The sequence below is a fragment of the Mycobacterium sp. IDUB_39 genome (assembly GCF_055419205.1).
Genome location: NZ_JBVAXF010000005.1, coordinates 279,544 through 299,335, shown reverse-complemented (window position 1 = coordinate 299,335; position 19,792 = coordinate 279,544). Strand labels below are relative to the sequence as shown.

Genomic DNA, 19,792 nt, shown 5'->3' with positions numbered 1-19,792 from the left:
GCTGCGGGCGGCCACCGCAGACAAAGCCGGTCGGCTCACCATCCGCACTAGCCCCGGACATGCCTCTTCCAGCAAGGGCTCGAGATCGAACCACCCGGGCCAGGGCTGTACTCGGCGGCCTGCAGTCCAGGGCGTGGGCGGCGCTATGGCCGTCCCCTGTGGAGCGATGTTTGTCAGATCCGACGGTGCGGTCGCCGGTGGCCCTGAACTGATGCACGACACTCGAACGCGTGCGCGGCAGAACACCCTGAGAGGCCCGCACGTCCTCGATATCCATGTTGGCCGTGGACTCGGCGCTGGCGCATCGTTACGGCCGCGCAGGCGGCCTCCGAGATACCCGCCGCATTGCCGCTGGAGACGTAACGGAAAAAACCACTTGAGTGCGCCCGAAGGGATTCGAACCCCTAACCTTCTGATCCGTAGTCAGATGCTCTATCCGTTGAGCTACGGGCGCTTGCTATTCAGTTGTACGGCTAGACGCAGGTCAGCCGCGGCGGAGGCGAGAGGATTTGAACCTCCGGTCCGCTTTAAGACGGACAACTCATTAGCAGTGAGTCCCATTCGGCCGCTCTGGCACGCCTCCCGATTGATCCGAGGCCACAGAGTACACAGCCAAACGAGCGGAAGGCAAAGCAGCTCGAGAGCGCGGTCGCGCGGCCCTAGAATGTTCGGGTGACCGCCCGCCTCCGACCCGTGATGGCCGATCTGCCCGCATACACGCCGGGCCGGACGGTGCCCGGCGCGATCAAGATCGCCAGCAACGAAACCGTGGACGGTCCACTGCCCAGCGTCCTCGCCGCGATCGCGGCCGCGAGCGGCACCATCAACCGCTACCCCGACAACGCACACGTCGAGCTACGGGCGCACCTGGCCAAGTTCCTGGACGGCGGCTCCTTCGCCCCCGAGCACATCGCGGTGGGCTGCGGTTCGGTGAGCCTGTGCCAGCAGCTCATCCAGATCACGGCATCGGTCGGCGACGAGGTGATTTTCGGCTGGCGCAGCTTCGAGATCTACCCGCTGCAGGTCCGCACCGCCGGCGCCACGCCCGTGGCGGTGCCGCTGGCGGATCACACGTTCGACCTCGACGCCATGCTGGCGGCGATCACCGACCGGACACGGCTGATCTTCGTCTGCAACCCGAACAACCCGACCGGCACCGTCGTCGACCCCGCCGCCCTGGCCCGGTTCGTCGCGGCCGTACCCAGCGACATTCTGATCGTCCTCGACGAGGCCTACGTCGAGTACATCCGCGACGATCTGCTGCCGGACAGCTTCGGGTTGGTGCGCGCCCACAGCAATGTCGTTGTGCTGCGCACGTTCTCGAAGGCCTACGGGCTGGCGGGACTGCGCGTGGGGTACGCCGTCGGCGACCCGGACGTCATCACCGCGCTCGGCAAGGTCTACGTGCCGTTCACCGCGACCAGCGTGTCCCAGGCCGCGGCCATCGCGTCGCTGGACGCCGCCGACGAACTCCTGGCCCGCACCGACGGCGTGGTCGCCGAACGGGCCCGCGTCGTCGACGCACTGCGCGAGGCCGGCTTCACCGTGCCGCCGTCGCAGGCCAACTTCGTCTGGCTGCCCCTGGACGCCCTGACCGACGACTTCGTCAACAGCGCCGCCGACAACCGCCTGCTGGTGCGGCCCTACGGCCAGGACGGTGTGCGCGTCACGGTCACCGTCAAGCGGGAGAACGACGCCTTCCTGGACTTCGCCACCCGATGGATTGGACGCCACAAGCAGTGAACACCTTCGCGAGCCTGGTCGCGCGTACCGACATGATCGCCGACGCCGATCTCGACGCGTTCTGGGCCACCCTCGAACCCGCGAGCATCGACTTCATGATCGGCGAGTGGAAGGGCGGCGAGTTCAACACCGGCCACCGCGCCAACGGATTCATGAACCGGCTCAACTGGTTCGGCAAGACATTCGTCTCCGCCGTCGACGCCAAGCCCCTGGTGTGCCTGGACGACGACGGCAACAAGTTCTCCAACACCGAGGCCATGAACGGTGAGGCCAGCCTCTGGATGGAGGAGTTCCGCGGCGAGGTGACGGCGTCGATGGTCTACGACGGCCAGCCGATCCACGACCACTTCAAGAAGGTCGACGAGAACACCGTCGTCGGCATCATGAACGGGAAGAAGGCGCTCGACAACACCTCGGGCACACCGCGCTTCCTGTACTTCTACCTCGAACGGGTCTAACGCCTATCGTTGCCGGCATGAGAATCCGTGTTCTGGTCGCCGTGGCAGCACTGCTGGCGACGGGTGCCGTCGCCGGGTGTGGGCGCACCATTCCAGGCACGGTCGCCATGACCACCGAACCCGGTTTCAGCACTCGCAGTTCCGCGCCATCGACGTCGGGCCCCTCCACCTCGAAGCCACGGTCCTCGCCGGGCGTGCCCGCACCGTCCAACTCGCTGACCATGACGTGTGAGGAGTTCTCGGCGCTGGACCCCGACACACAGTCGGCCGTCATCAACGAGATCCTCGGCGATCTCGGACCGATGATCGGTGACGAGGACGGCCAGCGGATGCGTATAGCGGCCGATGCGTTGTGCCAGTTCATGCCGGGCGACGTGGTCCTGAGCGAGATCCTCATGGGTGGATCTCCCCCGTAGGCAGCTAGCCTTTCAACCATGGGCAACACGTATGAGTCCCTCACCGTCGAGGTCTCCGACCACGTCGCGCAGGTGACGCTGATCGGCCCCGGCAAGGGCAACGCCATGGGTCCCGCGTTCTGGGCCGAACTCCCCGTCGCGTTCGAAGCTCTCGACGCCGATCCGGACGTACGGGCGATCGTGCTGACCGGGTCGGGCCGCAACTTCAGCTACGGCCTCGATCTGGCCGCGATGGGCGACACCCTCGGACCGTTGATGGCCGACGGCGCGCTGGCCAAGCCGCGCTCGGACTTCCACAAGCACCTCAAGGGCATGCAACACGCCATCACCGCGGTCGCCGACTGCCGCACACCCGTCATCGCCTCGATACAGGGCTGGTGCATCGGCGGCGGTGTCGACCTCATCTCGGCGGTCGACGTCCGCTACGCCAGCGCCGACGCGAAGTTCTCGGTGCGCGAGGTGAAGCTCGCGATCGTCGCCGACGTCGGCTCACTCGCCAGGCTGCCCCTGATCCTGTCCGAGGGCCATCTGCGTGAGCTGGCGTTGACCGGCAAGGACATCGACGCCGCGCGCGCCGAGCGGATCGGTCTGGTCAACGAGGTCTTCGACGATGCCGAGGCGTCACTGGCGGCGGCGCACGCCACCGCCAAGGAGATCGCCGCCAACCCACCCCTGGTGGTCCAGGGCATCAAGGACGTGCTCGACGAGCAGCGCACCGCACAGGTGTCGGCCAGCCTGCGCTACGTGGCCGCGTGGAACTCGGCGTTCCTGCCGTCCAAGGACCTCACCGAGGGCATCAGCGCCATGTTCGCCAAGCGGGCACCCGAGTTCAAGGGCGAATGACCCGCCGCCGCGGGTATGCCGAAATCGCGACACGCTGCTGAGCAAGTGCTTAGCATCGGATGAGTGAGGGTACAACCGGCGGCGTTCTTCCGAACCACGCTGCCGCTGGACCTCGAGCAGTTGGCGCGGGTCGACGATGCCAGGTATCACTCCATCTGGCTGCCCGACCACATGGTCAGCTTCTGGCCCGACTCCATCTGGACCCCGGAGTTCACCGACCTCGCCACCGTGTCACCGTCACCGCACCGCCACCTCGACGGCATGGCCGTGGCAGCCGCGGCGGCCGCCGTGACCCGCACGGTGCCACTCGCCACCAGCGTGGTCGACACTGTGCGCAGACACCCCGCCATGCTGGCGCAGAGCGCCCTGACCATCGACCACATCTCCGACGGCCGCTTCATCCTCGGGCTCGGCAGCGGCGAGACGGAGAACATCGTCCCGTACGGGTTCGACTTCGCCGCACCCGTCAGCCGGTTCGAGGAGGCACTGCAGGTCATCCGACTCCTCTGGGAAAGCCAAGGGCCCGTGGACTTCTCGGGCCGCTTCTACCGCCTGCGCCACGCCCGCCTGGACACCGAGCCCCACAACGGCCGGTTCCCCGAGATCTGGATCGGCGCCAGCGGGCCACGGATGCTGGAGATCACCGGCCGCCATGCCGACGGCTGGTGGCCTGCGGGCGCGTGGACACCGGAGCACTACGCCGAGATGCTCGCCGCCGTCCGCACGTCGGCGGAGCACGCCGGACGCGATCCGATGGCCATCACGCCCTGCTTCATTCAGGTCTGCATCCTCGGCGAGGACGACGCCGCGCTGGCCGAGATCACCTCGGCGCCACTGGTCAAGGCCTTTCTCCTGCAGGTGTCCGCAAAGACCTTGGCCGACTTCGGCTTTGAGCATCCCCTCGGCGACGCCTGGGGAGGATTTCAGGACATCGACCCCGCCACGCTCACACGCGAGCGCCTGATCGACTTCCTCGATCGGGTCGACCCCGAGGCCATCCTGGCCGTCGTGCCGCACGGCACGCCCCGGCAGGTCGCCGCGCGCATCAAGGAGTTCGTCGACGCGGGTCTTCGGGTGCCGAAGATCCTCGACTACGGGGCGATGGCCGGCCTGCGCTTCGCGGCCGCGTCAGCGGAGAACGTACGCCGGACGGAGGACGAACTGATGCGCCTGTGCGGGGAGTCGACGTGAGCGGCCTGCTCGACGCGGCCCGTCTGCTGGACCGCGCGTCCAGCGCGACGGGCCTGCACGATTACGGCGATCCGACTCTGCCGCAACGCTTCTCGATAGCCGTCAACCATCTCAACTCGATTCCCATGGACGCCGACGGCCGTGCGGCGGCAGCGGAGGTCTGCCACTGGCTCCTGACGTCGCGTCTCGAGTTCTACGCCGACCGGCAGCGCTTCCCCATCGGCGACGAGGTGATCGACCGGCCGATGTTCGCCACCGGGGAGCCCCGATCGGGCACCACACTGGCCCACGCACTGATGTCAGTCGATCCCGGCTCACGTGCGTTGCGCTTCTGGGAGGTGATGTATCCGTCGCCGCCGCCCGGGACCGCAGCCCCGGACGACACGCGCCGGTCGCGAGCCGACGACGACTGGCGCGAGATCAACGCCAAGATGCCGAAGTGGCTGCACAGCCATCCTTACAACGACATGCTCGGTGACGGTCTCCCCGAGGACGAGCGGACCTGGGCGTTCGACTTCCGGGTGATGACACCCACCGCGTGGTGGCGCGTGCCCATGCAGACGCTGGTGGCGGGTCTGCCCACCGACGCAGACGCGCAGTACCGCATCCACCGGGCGATGCTGCAGCAGTTCCAGTTCGGCCGTGAGCCGCGACGCTGGGTGCTCAAGGGCTTTCACGGCTTCCGCCTCGAGAGCTTCTTCGCCGCCTACAAGGACGCCACCCTGATGTGGCTGCACCGCGACCCCGTTCAGGTGGCCGCGTCGCGCACCATGATGATGGCCGACATCCTCGACGGCATCGTGGGCCCGGTCGACCTGCTCGTCGAGGCGCGAAACCACCTTGAGATGACCCGGGCGGGTGTCGCCAACACGATGTCCAACCCACTGGTGGCCGACCCGCGGATCCTGCACGTGCGCTACACCGACTTCATCGCCGACCCGGTCGCGACAGTGCGGCGGTTCTACGAGTTCAGTGGCCGCACGCTCACCGCCGACGCCGAGGCCGCCATGCGGCGATACCTCGCGGAGAACAAGGGCGACCGGCACGGGAAGTTCCGTTACTCCACCTCGCTCCTCACCGACATCGGCGAGGACCTCGCGGCGCTGCACGAGGAATTCGCCCCGTTCCGCGAGCGGTTCGGCGTCCAGATCGAGAATCGTGGCTGACCGCCTGTCGGTGCACAGCGTCGGCCTGCTCGGCGCCTCCATCGACGAGTACGACGCCTATTGGCAGACAATCGGGCTGACCCGCCTGAGCCTCGTCGACACCCAGTTGACCGACCACGCCCTGGCACCCCTGATCGAGCGGCGCGGCTACGCCGTCGACACGGTGTTCCACCTCTTCGCCTCCCCCGAGGGGCTCGACCCGGTGGTCGACGCCGCTGCAGCGGTCGGGGCGCGGTGCGTGTACATGCTCACGGGCGGGCGCGGCGAGCTGACCTGGGAGCAGGCCGCCGCACGATTCTGCGAGGCGATCGCACCGTGCCGCGCCCGGGCGCAGCGGGCCGGTGTCACGTTGGCGGTCGAGAACGCCTCTGCGCTCTACGCCGACATCCACATCGCGCACACCCTGCGCGACACCATCGCCCTGGCCGAGGCGGCCGACCTCGGCATCTGCATCGACCTGTTCCACTGCTGGGCCGAGGCGGACCTGACCGCCCTGGTCCGCCGCGCGCTACCGCGGCTCCAGTCGATTCAGCTCAGCGACTACGTCCTCGGCGACCGCGCCCTTCCGGCCCGCGCCGTCCCCGGTGACGGCGTCATCCCCATCGCGGACTTCATCAGGACCGCGCTGGACCTCGGTTACCCACACGGCTTCGACCTCGAACTGATCGGCCCGCGCATCGACCGCGAGGGCCCGGTGCCCGCCGCCCTGCGCGCCTGCGCGACCGTGGCATCCATGATCGACGAGAACGGGTAGGGAGGGCGCGCCAATGGCATTGGGCGACGGTGCATCCGATGAGGCGCTGCACGAGGCCTGGGGGCAGTTCTGCGACCGGCTGAGGTCCGCGGGCGACCGGGCATTCAAGGACCGCAACCCGGCCTCGGGACCGCAGCGCGCCGACGCGTTCCGGTTCCTGGTGCAGAACCTGGGCCAGGCGTTCGATCTTGGCCTGGAGACCAGGGATCCGCAGTACCCGATGATCCACGCGTTCTGCCACCCCACCCGCAAACTCGGCTCGGACTGCGCCGATTTCACCTATCAGCAGGCCTGGATCGACGGCGCGTCGACGTACCGCATCACCGGAAACCGGGGCACGGCACCGTTCTTCAACGTGACCGTGCAGGGTCCGCGACCGGACGGCCCTGGCGTGCTGCACGAGCCGTTCGGCGACGTGCCCGAGGCCAACCTGTCCGGCGATCAGCTCGTCACCACGACCGGCGGGGACTTCGAGCTCTTCGTCGGCGGACCGCACCGCGACGGCAATTGGGTTCCCACAACCCCGGACTCACGCAAGCTGTTCATCCGCCAGGGCTTCGACCGCTGGGATGAGACGCCCGCGCGGCTCTCCATCGAGCGGGTCGGCATGCGCACGCCCAAACCGGTGGCGACACCGGAGACCATGATCGCCGCGATGGCGTGGGCCGGCACATTCGTCTCCGGGTTGATGGACGACTGGCCCGAGTTCCCGTTCACCCACGGCGGTGTCGACGAGACACGTCCGAACATGTTTCCCGAGTTGCGCACGGCCGAGGGCGACGCCCTGCGTGGGCGCGCGGCGGCGGCCATGCACTGGGCGCTCGGACCCGACGAGGCTCTTGTCGTCGAGTTCCCCGCGCACGATGGACTGTGGATGTTGACCAACATGGGCGCGTTCTTCACCAGCATGGACTACCTCTACCGGCCGGTGAGCTACACGCCGAGCCGTGCCGCAGTCGACGCCGACGGCATGGTGCGCATCGTCCTGGCTCACGATGATCCGGGCTGCCAGAACTGGATGGACACCCAGGGGTTCGAGCGCGGCAACCTGACCTATCGGCACATGCTGGACGGGCATCCCGTGCCGCTGAACACCCGGCGGGTCAACCGCGCCGACCTCGCCGGCACACTGCCTGCGGACACCACGATGGTGACCGCAGAGGAGCGCTGCGACCAGATGTGGCAGCGGTTCAATGGGATTCGGCGACGCTACGGACTGTGATCGCCGAGGATCCGGTCGACGAACGCCTGTAGCTCCCGGTGCCCGTCGATGACACCGATCGCGGCCTCGTTGCACAGGCTCCGCGCCATCTGCGTCACCAACATCGAGACCACCACCGGTGGATACTCCTCGAGGTCCACCCCGCGGGCGCGCAACGCGACCGTCGCCGCCGCCGTCTCGATGTCACGGACCCGCTCGGCGTAGGCCTTGAGTTCCGACCCGATCGCCTTGCGGTGATTGGCCAACGCCATGAACTCGGTGTTGAGCCCTGTGCGCCGGACGTCCGAGTTGATCCGCCACAGCGCCCGCAGCGGATCGGCATCGGTCAGGGCCCGGCGCATCTCCTCGAGCGACGCCTCGGCACCCGCACGCAGCACCGCGACGAACAGATCGTCCATCGTGTCGAAGTAGTAGTAGACCAACGCGGGCTTCACCCCGGCCAGGGCCGCGACCCGCCGTGACGTCGCCGCCGCATACCCCTCGTCGCGCATGATCTGCGCCGTGGCGTTGATCAGGTGTTCGCGCGCGCCGGTCTCCGGCTTGGAGGCGGGCTTGGTCCTTCGAGCGGCAGGCACCTGAGATCTCTCCACGATTGGGCCGCACGACGAGTCCACGCACGCGCCACGGATGGCGGTGGCGGAGGGATTTGAACCCCCGGACGGTGTTAGCCGTCTCTCGCTTTCAAGGCGAGTGCATTAGGCCGCTCTGCCACGCCACCGCGGACCATCGTAAGGGTTGGCGGTGGGGTGGCGTCGCGGGCTAGACCCGACCGACCCTCGCGGGCGTCGGAGCGGCCCTCAACCCGGCCCCGATCCGTCGACAGTTCTCCCCCATCGCGGCGATCTGCGTGCGTGACAACCTGGCCAGGAAGTGCGTCCGCACGCCGTCGCCGTAGGTCGCCATCGCCTGTTTGAGGAGTGCCTTGCCCTCGGGTGTGATGGTGGCCAACACACCCCTACCGTCGTCGGGACTCGAACAGCGGGTCACCAACTTCTGCGATTCCAACCGGTGAATCTGACGAGTCACCCGACTGGGCAGCGACGTCAGTTCGTCGGCGAGATCCCCCATGCGTGCCGAGCCCGTCGAAGACCGGTCCAGCACGTCCAGCAGTCGTACGTCGTTGAGCGTCAAGTGGTGCGATTCGACCAACGACTTGTTCAGTGTTGCGTGAAGCCGTAGCGCAGCGTCAAGAAAATTTTGCCAGGATCGCTGTTCTGCGATATCCAACCCCGGCATGGCGCTAGCGGTACGCCCTGCGATCATCCCCTCCATTTCGCCATAGTAGGACGCGAGCCTGTGAGTAGTAGCGTTATTGACATGCGTGCCATCGTCAAGAATGCCGACTCCGGACTCAGCTGGCAGGAAGTTCCCGATGTCGCAGCTCAGGCCGGTGAGGTCGTTATCGACGTGGCAACCGCGGGAGTCAATCGAGCCGACCTACTACAGGCCACCGGGAACTATCCGCCCCCTCCGGGCGCCAGCGAGACCCTCGGACTCGAGGTGTCCGGGCACATCGCCGAACTGGGCGAGTCAGTAGCCGGGTGGTCGGTCGGCCAACCGGTCTGCGCTTTGCTGTCAGGGGGCGGATACGCCGAGCGAGTCGCTGTTCCTGCGGCACAGGTGATGCCGATTCCCGCGGGCGTGGACCTACACAGCGCCGCGGCGCTGCCCGAGGTCGCCTGCACGGTCTGGTCGAACCTGATCATGACCGCGGGGCTAGTGCCGGGACACCTGCTGCTGGTGCACGGCGGCGCCAGCGGCATCGGGACGCACGCCATCCAGGTGGCGCACGCGCTGGGCGCCCGAGTCGCGGTCACCGCGGGCTCGGCCGACAAGCTGGCCCTGTGCACGGAACTCGGCGCCGACGTGACAATCTGCTATCGCGACGAGGACTTCGTCGAACGGGTGCGGGCCGCCTCCGACGGTCGCGGCGCCGACGTCATCCTCGACATCATGGGAGCGTCCTACCTCGACCGCAACGTCGACGCGCTCGCACCCGACGGCCGGCTGGTGGTCATCGGATTCCAGGGCGGGGTCAAGGCCGAACTCAACCTCGGCAAGCTGTTGTCCAAGCGGGCGGGTGTGATCGCGACGGCACTGCGGTCCCGGCCGGTGGACGGGCCGTCGGGCAAGGGCGCCATCGTCGATCAGGTCGTCGAGCACGTCTGGCCGATGATCGCCGACGGGCGGGTGCGTCCGATCGTGGGCGCCGAACTGCCCGTCGCCGAAGCGGCCGCCGCCCATGAGCTGCTCAAGTCCGGCAAGGTCACCGGGAAAGTGCTTCTCCGCGTGTCGGATTAGGCGAATCAGCCCAACGAGGCCAGCGCGCGGACCAACTGGTCCACCTCGGCGATCGTGGTGTAGTGCGCCAGGCCCAGGGTGACCGCACCGCCGATGTCGTTGACACCGATCACGTCGAGCACCCGCGACGACACGTTCGTCACCGCGAGCACGCCGTTGTCGGCGAGGCGCTGGATGACCCGCTCGGCGGGCACCCCGTGCACGGCCAGGCTCAGCACGGGCACCCGATCCTCGGGCGCTCCGAGCACCATGACCAGTGGCAACGAGCGCAGCGAGGCCAGCAGGTAGTCGAACAGCCGGTCCATGTAGGTGGCCGCTGATTGCATTGACACCGAAAGTCTTTCGCGCCGCGAACCGGCAGCGGTCTCGTCCAGTGAGGCCAGATACTCCACGCTGGCCACCACGCCTGCGAGCATGCCGTACTGGTGATTGCCGACCTCGAGTCGGGCTGCACCGGTGGCCAACGGATCCAGCGACACCGAACTGAACGTGTCGATCAGCGACGGGTCCCGGAACACCAGCGCGCCGATCGGGGGGCCGCCCCAAGCCACGGCGTTCAACGCGATGACGTCGGCCTCGACCTCGTCGATGTCGATCAGCCGATACGGCGCCGCCGCGGAGTGGTCCACGACCACGAGCGCGCCGTTCTCGTGCGCCAGCTTCGTCACGGGCCGCAGGTCGGTCACCGTGCCCAGCGACGACGATGCGGACGGGATCGCCACCAACCGGGTGGGCTTGGTGATGAGGCTCTCCCACTGCCACGTCGGCAGCTCACCGGTCTCGATGTCGACCTCGGCCCACTTCACCTTGGCGCCATAACGATTCGCAGCCCGCAGCCACGGCGAGATATTCGCCTCGTCGTCCAGGCGTGTGACGACGACCTCATAGCCGAGCCCGACCCGCGACGACGACGCGTCCGCGAGCGCGGTGAGCAGGATCGCGCGGTCCGCGCCGAGCACGACACCGCGAGGGTCGGCGCCGACCAGATCGGCGACGGCCTGGCGGGCCGCGGCGAGTACCGCGACGCTGCGCAGCGCCGACGGATGCGGACCGACGTTGGTCGTCATGGATCCACGGAACGCCGTGGACACCGTGGTCGCGACCGAGTCGGGGAGCAGCATCCCGTACTGCGCGTCGAAGTGCACCCAACCGTCGCCCAACGACGGGTGCAGGCCACGCACCCGGGCGACGTCATATGCCATGTAAGCCACCTTCGACCATCAGGAAATCGCGACCCGTAGCGTTTCGGTCGACACCCGCGCACGTCTACGCCGTACCGAACGAGGCCGCCTGGGCAGCCATACTAGTGCAGTGACCTTGGCTGCCGGAGTGCTAGTGGCATGGTTGTTGCTGGTCATTCCCGGAGCAATCGTCGCCCGTGCCGCGCAGCTAACTTGGCCAGCCGCGATTGCGGTCGGTCCACCGGTGACGTACGGCGTCGTGGCCTTCGCTGTTATCCCGATGGGCGCGCTCGGCATCCCGTGGAACGGGTGGACGGCCCTGCTGGCACTCGTCGTGGTTGTGATCATTATCACGGTGGTCCAAGCGGCCCTTCCACGCCTGCGTGACCGGGCCGCGGAAGCCCGCGCCATGAGCACCGGGCCAGCGCTGGTCACCGCGGCGGGCGTGATCCTCGGCGCGCTCCTCATCGGTTACGCAGCTATTCGCGGCATGCCGAACTGGCAATCGATCCCCAGCAACTGGGACGCCGTCTGGCATGCCAACGCCATCCGATACATCGTCGACACCGGCCAGGCCTCGCCGACGCACATGGGCGAGCTCCGCAACGTCGAGACCCACGACGCGCTGTACTACCCGTCGGTGTTTCACGCGCTGGCCGCCCTGCAATGCCAGCTGACCGGCACGGCCGCGACCACCGCCTACACGCTGGCCTCGCTCACCGCCGCCATCTGGCTCTTCCCGGTCAGTGCCGCCACGCTCACCTGGTTCATGCTGCGGCCGCGCACCGATGACCAATGGCGCGTCGCCGGGTGCGCCGCGTCGGCCGCCGCCCTCGCCGCGTCGTTCACCGCGGTGCCCTACGTCGAGTTCGACACGGCGTCGATGCCCAACATGGCCGCGTTTGGGGTGGCAGTGCCCGCGACGGTGCTGATCGCCTCGACACTGCGACACCGCGACCGCATCCCCCTCGCTGTTCTCGCCCTGCTCGGAGTGTTCTCGGTCCACATCACCGGCGGTGTCGTCACGGTCACCCTGGTGGCGGCGTGGTGGCTGTGCGACGCACTGTGGCGACCGGTCCGCGGCAGGCTCACCGACTTCGTCAGCCTGCTGCTGGTCGCGATCCCGACGGTGCTGTTACTGCTGCCGCAGTTCGTGGGAGTGCTGGCGCAGGCCGAGATCATCACCGGGCACGCCTTCGTCACACACGAGGGCAAGAGGCACGCCCTGTTCGACGCCGTCGTGCAGCACACGCGCCATCTCAACGACTATCCGATCCAGAATCTGCTGATCCTCCTCGCCGCCATCGGGGGCGTGATCCTCGTGATCCGCCGAATCTGGTGGCCGCTGGCGGTGTGGCTGCTGCTGATCGTGTCGATCGTTCACTCGTCGGCACCGTTCGGTGGTCCGATCGGGACGCTCACCGGCACCTTCAGCGACCTCTTCTACAGCGACCCGCGCCGGCTGTCCGCCGTCGTGACCATGCTGCTGGCACCGATGGCCGGCATCGCCCTGTTCACGGTGACCACGTTCGTCGTCGGGCTGTGCCGCAGGTTCGCACCCCGGGTGGGCGCACGCGTCTGGCACGTGACGACCGCGGCCGTCCTGGTGGCCGCCGCCGTGGGTCTGGCCGTGCACTATCTGCCTCGGCATCAATATCTGATCGGCGAGAAGTACGACCAGGTGATCATCGACGACAAGGACCTCGAGGCGTTCGCTCACCTGGCGACGCTCCCCGGTGCGCGAGACGGCATCATCGGCAACGCCAACACCGACGGCACGGCATGGATGTACGCCGTAGCCGGACTGCATCCGTTGTGGACGCATTACGACTATCCGCAACAGCAGGGTCCGGGCTACAACCGCTTCATCTTCTGGGCCTACGCCGACCAGGCCGACACCGACCCGCGGGTCGCCGAGGCCGTGCGTGCACTCGGCATTCGGTACGTGCTGACCAGCACACCGGTGGTGCGCGGGTTCGTCATGCCCGACGGGCTAGTGTCGCTAGACGAGTCACGGTCGTGGAGGAAGATCTACGACAACGGCGAGAGCCGCATCTACGAATGGCAAGGGGCATGACTACCGACGACAACGATTTCGAGATCATCAGCGACTACCAGTCCGCCGAGGACGACGACGAGGATGCCAACGACAAGGCGCTGACGGACCTAGTCGAACAACCGGCCAAGGTCATGCGGATCGGGACCATGATCAAGCAGCTGCTCGAAGAGGTCCGGGTGGCGCCGCTCGACGAGGCCAGCCGCACCAAGTTGCGCGAGATCCACCGCACCAGCATCCGCGAGCTGGAGGACGGTCTGGCCCCCGAGCTCCGCGAGGAACTCGAGCGTCTGACGCTGCCCTTCACCGACGACCAGGTGCCCTCGGACGCCGAACTCCGCATCGCGCAGGCCCAGCTCGTCGGCTGGCTGGAGGGCCTGTTCCACGGCATCCAGACCGCGTTGTTCGCTCAGCAGATGGCCGCACGCGCGCAGCTCGAGCAGATGCGCCAGGGCGCACTGCCACCCGGCGTGGTCGCACCAGGGCAGCGCGGTCCCGGGCACTCCGGCACCGGCCAGTACCTGTAGGACCGGCGGATACGTGGAACCACACATCTCGACCCACAACGCGTGGGTGGAGTTTCCGATCTTCGATGCCAAGTCGCGGTCACTGAAGAAGGCCTTCCTCGGCAAGGCCGGCGGCACCATTGGTCGCAACACCTCCAACGTCGTCGTGATCGAGGCCCTGCGGGACATCACGATGTCGCTGAAGATGGGCGATCGGGTGGGCCTGGTCGGCCACAACGGCGCAGGCAAGTCAACGCTGCTGCGTCTGCTGTCGGGCATCTACGAGCCCACCCGCGGCTCGGCGACCGTCACCGGCCGGGTGGCACCGGTCTTCGACCTCGGCGTCGGCATGGATCCGGAGATCTCCGGCATCGAGAACATCATCATCCGGGGACTGTTCCTGGGGCAGACGCGCAAGCAGATGCTGGCGAAGGTCGACGAGATCGCCGACTTCACCGAGCTCGGTGAGTACCTGTCGATGCCGCTGCGCACTTACTCGACAGGCATGCGCGTGCGCCTGGCGATGGGCGTCGTCACCAGCATCGACCCCGAGATCCTTCTGCTCGACGAGGGCATCGGCGCGGTGGACGCGGAGTTCATGAAGAAGGCCCGCACCCGGCTGCAGGACCTGGTGGCGCGCTCCGGAATCCTGGTGTTCGCCAGCCACTCCAACGAGTTTCTGGCGCAGCTCTGCGACACCGCCATGTGGGTGGACCACGGCACCATCAGGATGACCGGCGGCATCGAGGAGATCGTGCGCGCCTACGAGGGCGAGGACGCCGCCCGTCACGTTCGCGAGGTCATCAACGAGAACAGCCGCTGGGACTCGCCAAATGGCTGAGGCCGAAACGGTCTACGCGGTGGTGGTGACCCATCGGCGCGTCGACGCTCTGGCGCGGTCGCTCGAGGCCGTCACCACTCAGCACCGGGCCCCCGACCACCTCGTGGTGGTCGACAACGACAACGACCCGGCGGTGCGCGACCTCGTCGCCAGCCAGCCGGTGCCGAGCACCTACCTGGGATCTGCGCGAAACCTCGGCGGCGCAGGCGGTTTCGCGCTGGGCATCCTGCACGCACTGGCACTCGGTGCGGACTGGGTGTGGCTGGCCGACGACGACGGCCGCCCCGCCGACCCCTCGGTGCTGGGGACCCTGCTGGACTGTGCGGCACAGCACTCCCTGGCGGAGGTGTCGCCAATGGTCTGTGATCTGGACGACCCGTCGCGCCTGGCCTTTCCGCTGCGGCGCGGCGTGGCGTGGCGACGTCACGTCGCCGAACTGAGGGTCGACGGCACCGGCGACCTGCTGCCCGGCATCGCCTCACTCTTCAACGGCGCGCTGTTCCGGGCCGAGACGCTGGAAGCCGTTGGCGTACCGGATATCCGGTTGTTCATCCGCGGCGACGAGGTGGACGTGCACCGCCGACTGGTGCTGTCGGGTCTGCCGTTCGGCACATGCCTGAACGCGGTGTACCTGCACCCGCAGGGCTCCGACGAGTTCAAGCCGATCCTGGGCGGCCGGATGCACACCCAGTATCCCGACGACGCCACCAAGCGTTACTTCACCTACCGCAACCGCGGTTTCCTGCAGTCCCAACGCGGTCTTCGCAAACTGGTGCCTCAGGAGTGGATCCGGTTCGGCTGGTTCTTCCTGGTCACCCGTCGCGACCCCGCCGGGCTGGCCGAGTGGATCCGGCTGCGCCGGCTGGGTAGACGCGAGAGGTTTGGCAGACCGGGCGAGCGAAGCGACGGGGGAATCAGACGGGGCGAGCGAAGCGACGGGAGTAGCGGAAGATGACGTTCACCGACGCGGCCGCACAGTCGCGCACGTTCGCGCGGGCCTGGGGCGATCTGACCGAGGGCTTCTCCAAGCGCGAACTGTGGCTGCACCTGGGCTGGCAGGACATCAAGCAGCGTTATCGACGCTCCGTGCTCGGGCCCATCTGGATCACCATCGCCACGGGCACCATGGCCGTGGCACTCGGCGGCCTGTACTCCAAGCTGTTCAAACTCGAGCTGTCCGAACACCTGCCGTACGTCACGCTCGGCTTGATCATCTGGAACCTGATCAACGCGTCCATCCTGGAGGGCGCCGACGTGTTCGTCGCCAACGAGGGCCTGATCAAGCAGTTGCCCACGCCCCTGTCGGTGCACGTCTACCGACTGGTGTGGCGTCAGGTGATCCTGTTCGCGCACAACATCATCATCTTCGTGATCATCGCGATGATCTATCCGCAGCCGTGGAAGTGGACTGACCTGTCGTTCATCCCGGCACTGGCGCTCATCGTGGTGAACTGTGTCTGGGTCGCGCTGTGCTTCGGCATCCTGGCCACGCGCTACCGCGATATCAGCCCGCTGTTGTTCAGCCTGGTGCAATTGCTGTTCTACATGACGCCGATCATCTGGAACGACCAGACGCTGCGCAGTCAGGGTGCCGGCGGCTGGGCGAAGGTCATCGAGTTCAATCCGCTGCTGCACTACCTAGACATCGTCCGCGCGCCTCTGCTCGGGGCCGATCAGCAACTGCACCACTGGGTGGTGGTGATCGTGCTGACGATCGTGGGCTGGACCGTGACGGCGTTCGCCATGCGGCAGTACCGGGCGCGCGTGCCGTACTGGGTGTAGCACCCGTCGAACGTGAGCTCGTTTGCGAGCCTGCGCGAATTTCTCGCCATCTTGTTCACGTTCGGCGGGGGCGGTTTCTGACTCCCAGGCACTTCCCAGGATCCTCGGGCGTTGGCGATACATGAGCATCCCGCCATACGAGCCGCCGAAGTCTCCGTCGACGCCCAGCGTGGGCAACACCCTGCTGTGTCCGAAGTGCGCCGGGGTCATGAAGACCTACGAGCGCAACGGTATCCACCTGGAGCAATGCGACACCTGCAAGGGGATCTTCCTCGACTTCGGCGAACTCGAGTCGCTGACGCAGATGGAGAACCGGTTCGTGCAGTCAGCGCCGCCGCCGCCGCCGGTACAGCAGGGCTACGGATCGGGACCGGACTACGGGTACGGACCGGCCTGGGGCAATCGCGGTAACAAGCACTACCGCAAACAGGGCTTCGGTCGGCTGTTCTTCTCGAGCTGAGCCCCCCGGGGCCGCTAGGGCATCCGTTCGCACGCGGTCACCAACAGGTCGTCGTCGGGATGGTTCGCGGCCGCTGCGATGACCGCGGCGCGGGCGAACGGTTCCAGCGTCGGCCACGGGTCGCCCGCGGGCAGCGCGGGCCCTCCCGCCGCGCGGTACCCATCGAGGAACGCGTGCCAGTCGGCATCGGGAATCAGGCCCGCCGCCCAGAATCCCGCCGGCCTGGCCAGGTCCCACGCCGGATCGCCGACACCCAGATCGTCGATGTCGATGAGCACCCATCGCCGGTCGTGGCGTCCGAGCTGGCCAAGGTGAAAATCGCCGTGCACCAACGCCTCTCGGCCCACCGATGGCGGTGGCAGTCGAAGCCGGGCGGCAGCGTCGCGGATGACGTCGGCACGCGGTCCCGCACCCAGCCGGTGCACGGCGCGGGCCAACCGCTCCGACGCGCCGTGCGCCATGGTGACGTCGTCGACGGGTTCGGCGTGCAGGTGGGCCAGCAGGTCGCCCGCCTCGCGCCACGGCAGGTCCCGGGGTCGCTCCGCCACCACGTCGACCCGCGGCCAGCGGGTGCGCCACCGGTCGCCCACCTGCTCGGGCTCGGCGCTGCACGGCGACAACAACTCCGGACATCGCACGGCGACCCGCAGGCGTCGTGCAAGTGCCTGCGGGTCGGTTCCCGGCCGGTGGAGCTTCGTGACGAGGTCGCCGTCGACAGTGACCTCGGCACCCGAGGGGGTGACGTTCAGCGCCCTCTCCTCTTCGCGCAAGCGCTCATCAGCGCCCTCTCCTCTTCGCGCAAGCGCTCATCAGCGCCGCGGGGCCTTCAGTCGGGTGGCCACATTGAACCGATTCCATGCATTGATGGTGACGGCCATGGCGATCACCTGTGCCAGTTCCCGCTCGGTGAAGACCGCGGCGGCCCTGGCGTAGACCTCGTCGGAGACGTGGCCGTGGTGCAGCTCCGTGATGGCCTCCGTCAACTCCAGCGCCGCACGCTCCCTGTCGGTGAACAGGGTGCCCGCCTCGTCCCATGCGGCGACGAGCGCGAGGCGCTGCTCGGTCTCGCCCATCTTGCGGGCGTCCGCGACGTGCATGTCGAGGCAGAAGGCACAGTGGTTGATCTGGCTGGCACGGATCTTGATCAGCTCGCCGATGACGGGGTCGAGGTCCTTCGCCGAGGCGGTGCTCAGCTTCATCATCCCGTCGTACAACTCGGGTGCGACCTTGTAGATCTGCAGGCGGTCAATTGCGGTGGGGTGTTCGAGTGTCTGTGTCACGCCCTCAACGCTAGCCGTCAAAGAACCACGTCCATGGTTCAATCAAATAGTGACTTCATGGGCCAATACCGGGTCCCGCGACCTTCACCTCGACCTGCGCGCCGCGATCACGCCCGGCGCACGCGGGGCCCGTGAGCTGCTGCTCAACGCCCTGCGAGACGCCGTCCGCACCGGCAGGCTCGCACCCGACACCATGCTGCCGCCGTCGCGCACGCTGGCGTCCGACCTGGGATTGGCCCGCAACACCGTCGCCGACGCCTACGCCGAGCTGGTCGCCGAGGGCTGGCTCGCCTCGCGGCAGGGCGCGGGAACGTGGGTGCTCAACAGCCGCGCCACACCGTTGCCCAGCCAGCCCCGGGTCGCGCCCGCGACACCGATCCACAACCTGATGCCGGGCTCGCCCGACGTCGCGCAGTTCCCGCGCGGCGCATGGCTGGCCTCCACCCGGCGCGCGCTCGCCACCGCCCCCACCGAGGCGTTTCGGATGTCCGATCCACGCGGGCGCATCGAACTGCGTGCGGCGCTCGCCGAATACCTCGGGCGCGTTCGAGGCGTTCGCACCGCTCCCGACTCGATCGTGATCTGCGCGGGCACCCGCCACGCCGTGGAGATCCTCGGGCGTGTGTTCGCCGACACCGGACCCATCGCGGTCGAGGCGTACGGACTGTTCCTGTTCCGCCAGGCGCTCGCCGCGGTGGGCGTGCAGACGACGCCGCTCGACGTCGACGAGCACGGGGCCGTCGTCGCCGACCTCGACCGGACCGACGCGGCCGCCGCCCTGCTGACCCCCGCCCACCACTTCCCGCACGGTGTGCCGCTGCACCCCACTCGGCGCGCCGCGATACTCGACTGGGCGCAGCGCACCGACGGCTACCTTCTCGAGGACGACTACGACGGCGAGTTCCGCTACGACCGCCAACCCGTCGGATCGGTGCAGGGACTGGACCCCGAGCGCGTGGTGTACCTGGGTTCGGCCAGCAAGAGCCTCTCCCCGGCGCTGAGGCTGGGCTGGATGGTCCTGCCCCCGGAACTGATCGACCCCGTCATCGCCGCCATGGGTGGTGAGCAGTTCTACGTCAACGGCATCGCCCAACTGACCATGGCCGACTTCATCTCCAGCGGCAGCTACGACAAGCACATCCGCCGCATGCGCATGAACTACCGGCGCCGCCGCGACCGCCTGGTCGAGGCACTCGCACCGTTCGACGTCGGCATCAGCGGGCTGTCCGCTGGCCTGCACCTGATGCTGACGCTGCCCGACGGCACCGAGCACGAGGTGATGCGGCGCGCAGGCGAGGCGGGCATCGCGCTGTCTGGGCTCGCGGCGCTGCGCCATCCCGACGCCGGCCCCGAGACACCGGCCGTTGACGGGATCGTGGTCAGCTTCGGAACACCCGCCGAACACGCGTTCGGCGGGGCCGTCGACGCGTTGTGCGGCGTGCTCGGCAGCCTGACCCCGTCCACGAGGGGCGGACGGGCGGCGAGCAATCACCCGCGGAGTGGCACGCAGTGAGATGATGGACCTGGCACCGCGCCCCGAGATTCTGCCGCGTCGTGCTCAGCGATCGGGCGAGTGATGAGAATTCCGAGCG

21 protein-coding genes and 3 tRNA genes are annotated in these 19,792 nt (G+C 67.9%); 16 read left to right on the top strand and 8 right to left on the bottom strand.

The window, feature by feature from the left end; all coding sequences use genetic code 11:
* Positions 1 to 381: 381 nt before the first annotated feature.
* A tRNA-Arg gene (locus ACZY0X_RS20120) sits at positions 382 to 454 on the bottom strand.
* 40 nt (positions 455 to 494) lie between these two features.
* Positions 495 to 583: transfer RNA gene (locus tag ACZY0X_RS20115), tRNA-Ser, on the bottom strand.
* A gap of 89 nt (positions 584 to 672) precedes the next feature.
* Here ACZY0X_RS20115 and ACZY0X_RS20110 point away from each other — a divergent pair.
* The 8 genes from ACZY0X_RS20110 to ACZY0X_RS20075 all read left to right on the top strand — a co-directional run bounded on the left by ACZY0X_RS20110 (position 673) and on the right by ACZY0X_RS20075 (position 7,793).
* Complete coding sequence (locus ACZY0X_RS20110; RefSeq protein WP_463772886.1) at positions 673 to 1,743, top strand: histidinol-phosphate transaminase; 1,071 nt, start codon at positions 673 to 675, stop codon at positions 1,741 to 1,743.
* Complete coding sequence (locus ACZY0X_RS20105; protein ID WP_463772884.1) at positions 1,719 to 2,201, top strand: DUF4334 domain-containing protein; 483 nt, start codon at positions 1,719 to 1,721, stop codon at positions 2,199 to 2,201. The genes ACZY0X_RS20110 and ACZY0X_RS20105 overlap by 25 nt, the downstream gene beginning before the upstream one ends.
* A 17-nt stretch (positions 2,202 to 2,218) precedes the next feature.
* Complete coding sequence (locus tag ACZY0X_RS20100) at positions 2,219 to 2,617, top strand: hypothetical protein (protein WP_463772883.1); 399 nt, start codon at positions 2,219 to 2,221, stop codon at positions 2,615 to 2,617.
* An 18-nt stretch (positions 2,618 to 2,635) separates the two neighbouring features.
* Positions 2,636 to 3,460 (top strand): crotonase/enoyl-CoA hydratase family protein, encoded by an 825-nt coding sequence (locus ACZY0X_RS20095; RefSeq protein WP_463772882.1) that lies wholly within the window; start codon positions 2,636 to 2,638, stop codon positions 3,458 to 3,460.
* Between the two features lie 63 nt (positions 3,461 to 3,523).
* Positions 3,524 to 4,651 carry an LLM class flavin-dependent oxidoreductase gene (locus ACZY0X_RS20090; RefSeq protein WP_463772880.1) on the top strand — a complete coding sequence of 376 codons (1,128 nt, stop codon included), beginning with the start codon at positions 3,524 to 3,526 and terminating at the stop codon, positions 4,649 to 4,651.
* The gene (locus tag ACZY0X_RS20085; RefSeq protein ID WP_463772879.1) at positions 4,648 to 5,817 is read left to right on the top strand and encodes a sulfotransferase; all 1,170 of its coding nucleotides are present in this window, start codon (positions 4,648 to 4,650) and stop codon (positions 5,815 to 5,817) included. The genes ACZY0X_RS20090 and ACZY0X_RS20085 overlap by 4 nt, the downstream gene beginning before the upstream one ends.
* Positions 5,810 to 6,571, top strand: a complete 762-nt coding sequence (locus tag ACZY0X_RS20080; protein WP_463772877.1) for a sugar phosphate isomerase/epimerase family protein — start codon at positions 5,810 to 5,812, stop codon at positions 6,569 to 6,571. The genes ACZY0X_RS20085 and ACZY0X_RS20080 overlap by 8 nt, the downstream gene beginning before the upstream one ends.
* Before the next feature lie 13 nt (positions 6,572 to 6,584).
* A complete protein-coding gene (locus ACZY0X_RS20075; RefSeq protein WP_463772876.1) occupies positions 6,585 to 7,793 on the top strand; it encodes a DUF1214 domain-containing protein in 1,209 nt (402 codons plus the stop codon).
* On the opposite strand, the gene ACZY0X_RS20070 is transcribed toward ACZY0X_RS20075, so the two are convergent.
* The 3 genes from ACZY0X_RS20070 to ACZY0X_RS20060 all read right to left on the bottom strand — a co-directional run bounded on the left by ACZY0X_RS20070 (position 7,781) and on the right by ACZY0X_RS20060 (position 9,065).
* Positions 7,781 to 8,368 carry a TetR/AcrR family transcriptional regulator gene (locus tag ACZY0X_RS20070; protein ID WP_463772874.1) on the bottom strand — a complete coding sequence of 196 codons (588 nt, stop codon included), beginning with the start codon at positions 8,366 to 8,368 and terminating at the stop codon, positions 7,781 to 7,783. The genes ACZY0X_RS20075 and ACZY0X_RS20070 overlap by 13 nt on opposite strands.
* A 53-nt stretch (positions 8,369 to 8,421) precedes the next feature.
* Positions 8,422 to 8,511: transfer RNA gene (locus ACZY0X_RS20065), tRNA-Ser, on the bottom strand.
* Between the two features lie 41 nt (positions 8,512 to 8,552).
* On the bottom strand, positions 8,553 to 9,065 hold the full coding sequence (locus tag ACZY0X_RS20060) for a MarR family winged helix-turn-helix transcriptional regulator (RefSeq protein ID WP_463772872.1): 513 nt from the start codon (positions 9,063 to 9,065) through the stop codon (positions 8,553 to 8,555).
* 45 nt (positions 9,066 to 9,110) lie between these two features.
* Between ACZY0X_RS20060 and ACZY0X_RS20055 the strand changes: the two genes are divergently transcribed.
* Positions 9,111 to 10,094, top strand: a complete 984-nt coding sequence (locus tag ACZY0X_RS20055; RefSeq protein ID WP_463772871.1) for an NAD(P)H-quinone oxidoreductase — start codon at positions 9,111 to 9,113, stop codon at positions 10,092 to 10,094.
* 5 nt (positions 10,095 to 10,099) lie between these two features.
* Here ACZY0X_RS20055 and ACZY0X_RS20050 read toward each other — a convergent pair whose 3' ends face one another.
* On the bottom strand, positions 10,100 to 11,296 hold the full coding sequence (locus tag ACZY0X_RS20050) for a cysteine desulfurase-like protein (RefSeq protein WP_463772870.1): 1,197 nt from the start codon (positions 11,294 to 11,296) through the stop codon (positions 10,100 to 10,102).
* Positions 11,297 to 11,405: 109 nt separating this feature from the next.
* Here ACZY0X_RS20050 and ACZY0X_RS20045 point away from each other — a divergent pair, with 109 nt between their 5' ends.
* The 6 genes from ACZY0X_RS20045 to ACZY0X_RS20020 all read left to right on the top strand — a co-directional run bounded on the left by ACZY0X_RS20045 (position 11,406) and on the right by ACZY0X_RS20020 (position 16,920).
* Complete coding sequence (locus ACZY0X_RS20045; protein WP_463772868.1) at positions 11,406 to 13,352, top strand: DUF6541 family protein; 1,947 nt, start codon at positions 11,406 to 11,408, stop codon at positions 13,350 to 13,352.
* Positions 13,337 to 13,858: a bacterial proteasome activator family protein gene (locus ACZY0X_RS20040; RefSeq protein ID WP_463772866.1), complete on the top strand. Its 522-nt coding sequence runs from the start codon at positions 13,337 to 13,339 to the stop codon at positions 13,856 to 13,858. The genes ACZY0X_RS20045 and ACZY0X_RS20040 overlap by 16 nt, the downstream gene beginning before the upstream one ends.
* 13 nt (positions 13,859 to 13,871) lie before the next feature.
* Positions 13,872 to 14,678 carry a galactan export ABC transporter ATP-binding subunit Wzt/RfbE gene (wzt, locus tag ACZY0X_RS20035; protein ID WP_463772865.1) on the top strand — a complete coding sequence of 269 codons (807 nt, stop codon included), beginning with the start codon at positions 13,872 to 13,874 and terminating at the stop codon, positions 14,676 to 14,678.
* The gene (gene glfT1, locus ACZY0X_RS20030; protein ID WP_463772864.1) at positions 14,671 to 15,633 is read left to right on the top strand and encodes a galactofuranosyltransferase GlfT1; all 963 of its coding nucleotides are present in this window, start codon (positions 14,671 to 14,673) and stop codon (positions 15,631 to 15,633) included. The genes wzt and glfT1 overlap by 8 nt, the downstream gene beginning before the upstream one ends.
* On the top strand, positions 15,630 to 16,460 hold the full coding sequence (gene wzm, locus ACZY0X_RS20025; RefSeq protein ID WP_463772862.1) for a galactan export ABC transporter permease subunit Wzm/RfbD: 831 nt from the start codon (positions 15,630 to 15,632) through the stop codon (positions 16,458 to 16,460). The genes glfT1 and wzm overlap by 4 nt, the downstream gene beginning before the upstream one ends.
* A 121-nt stretch (positions 16,461 to 16,581) precedes the next feature.
* Positions 16,582 to 16,920, top strand: coding sequence for a TFIIB-type zinc ribbon-containing protein (locus ACZY0X_RS20020; protein ID WP_463772861.1), 339 nt, complete (start codon positions 16,582 to 16,584; stop codon positions 16,918 to 16,920).
* 14 nt (positions 16,921 to 16,934) lie between these two features.
* Here ACZY0X_RS20020 and ACZY0X_RS20015 read toward each other — a convergent pair whose 3' ends face one another.
* On the bottom strand, positions 16,935 to 17,690 hold the full coding sequence (locus tag ACZY0X_RS20015; protein ID WP_463772859.1) for a phosphotransferase family protein: 756 nt from the start codon (positions 17,688 to 17,690) through the stop codon (positions 16,935 to 16,937).
* A gap of 39 nt (positions 17,691 to 17,729) precedes the next feature.
* The gene (locus tag ACZY0X_RS20010; RefSeq protein WP_463772858.1) at positions 17,730 to 18,200 is read right to left on the bottom strand and encodes a carboxymuconolactone decarboxylase family protein; all 471 of its coding nucleotides are present in this window, start codon (positions 18,198 to 18,200) and stop codon (positions 17,730 to 17,732) included.
* Positions 18,201 to 18,249: 49 nt separating this feature from the next.
* Between ACZY0X_RS20010 and pdxR the strand changes: the two genes are divergently transcribed.
* Complete coding sequence (gene pdxR / locus ACZY0X_RS20005; RefSeq protein WP_463772856.1) at positions 18,250 to 19,713, top strand: MocR-like pyridoxine biosynthesis transcription factor PdxR; 1,464 nt, start codon at positions 18,250 to 18,252, stop codon at positions 19,711 to 19,713.
* Positions 19,714 to 19,792 lie beyond the last annotated feature (79 nt).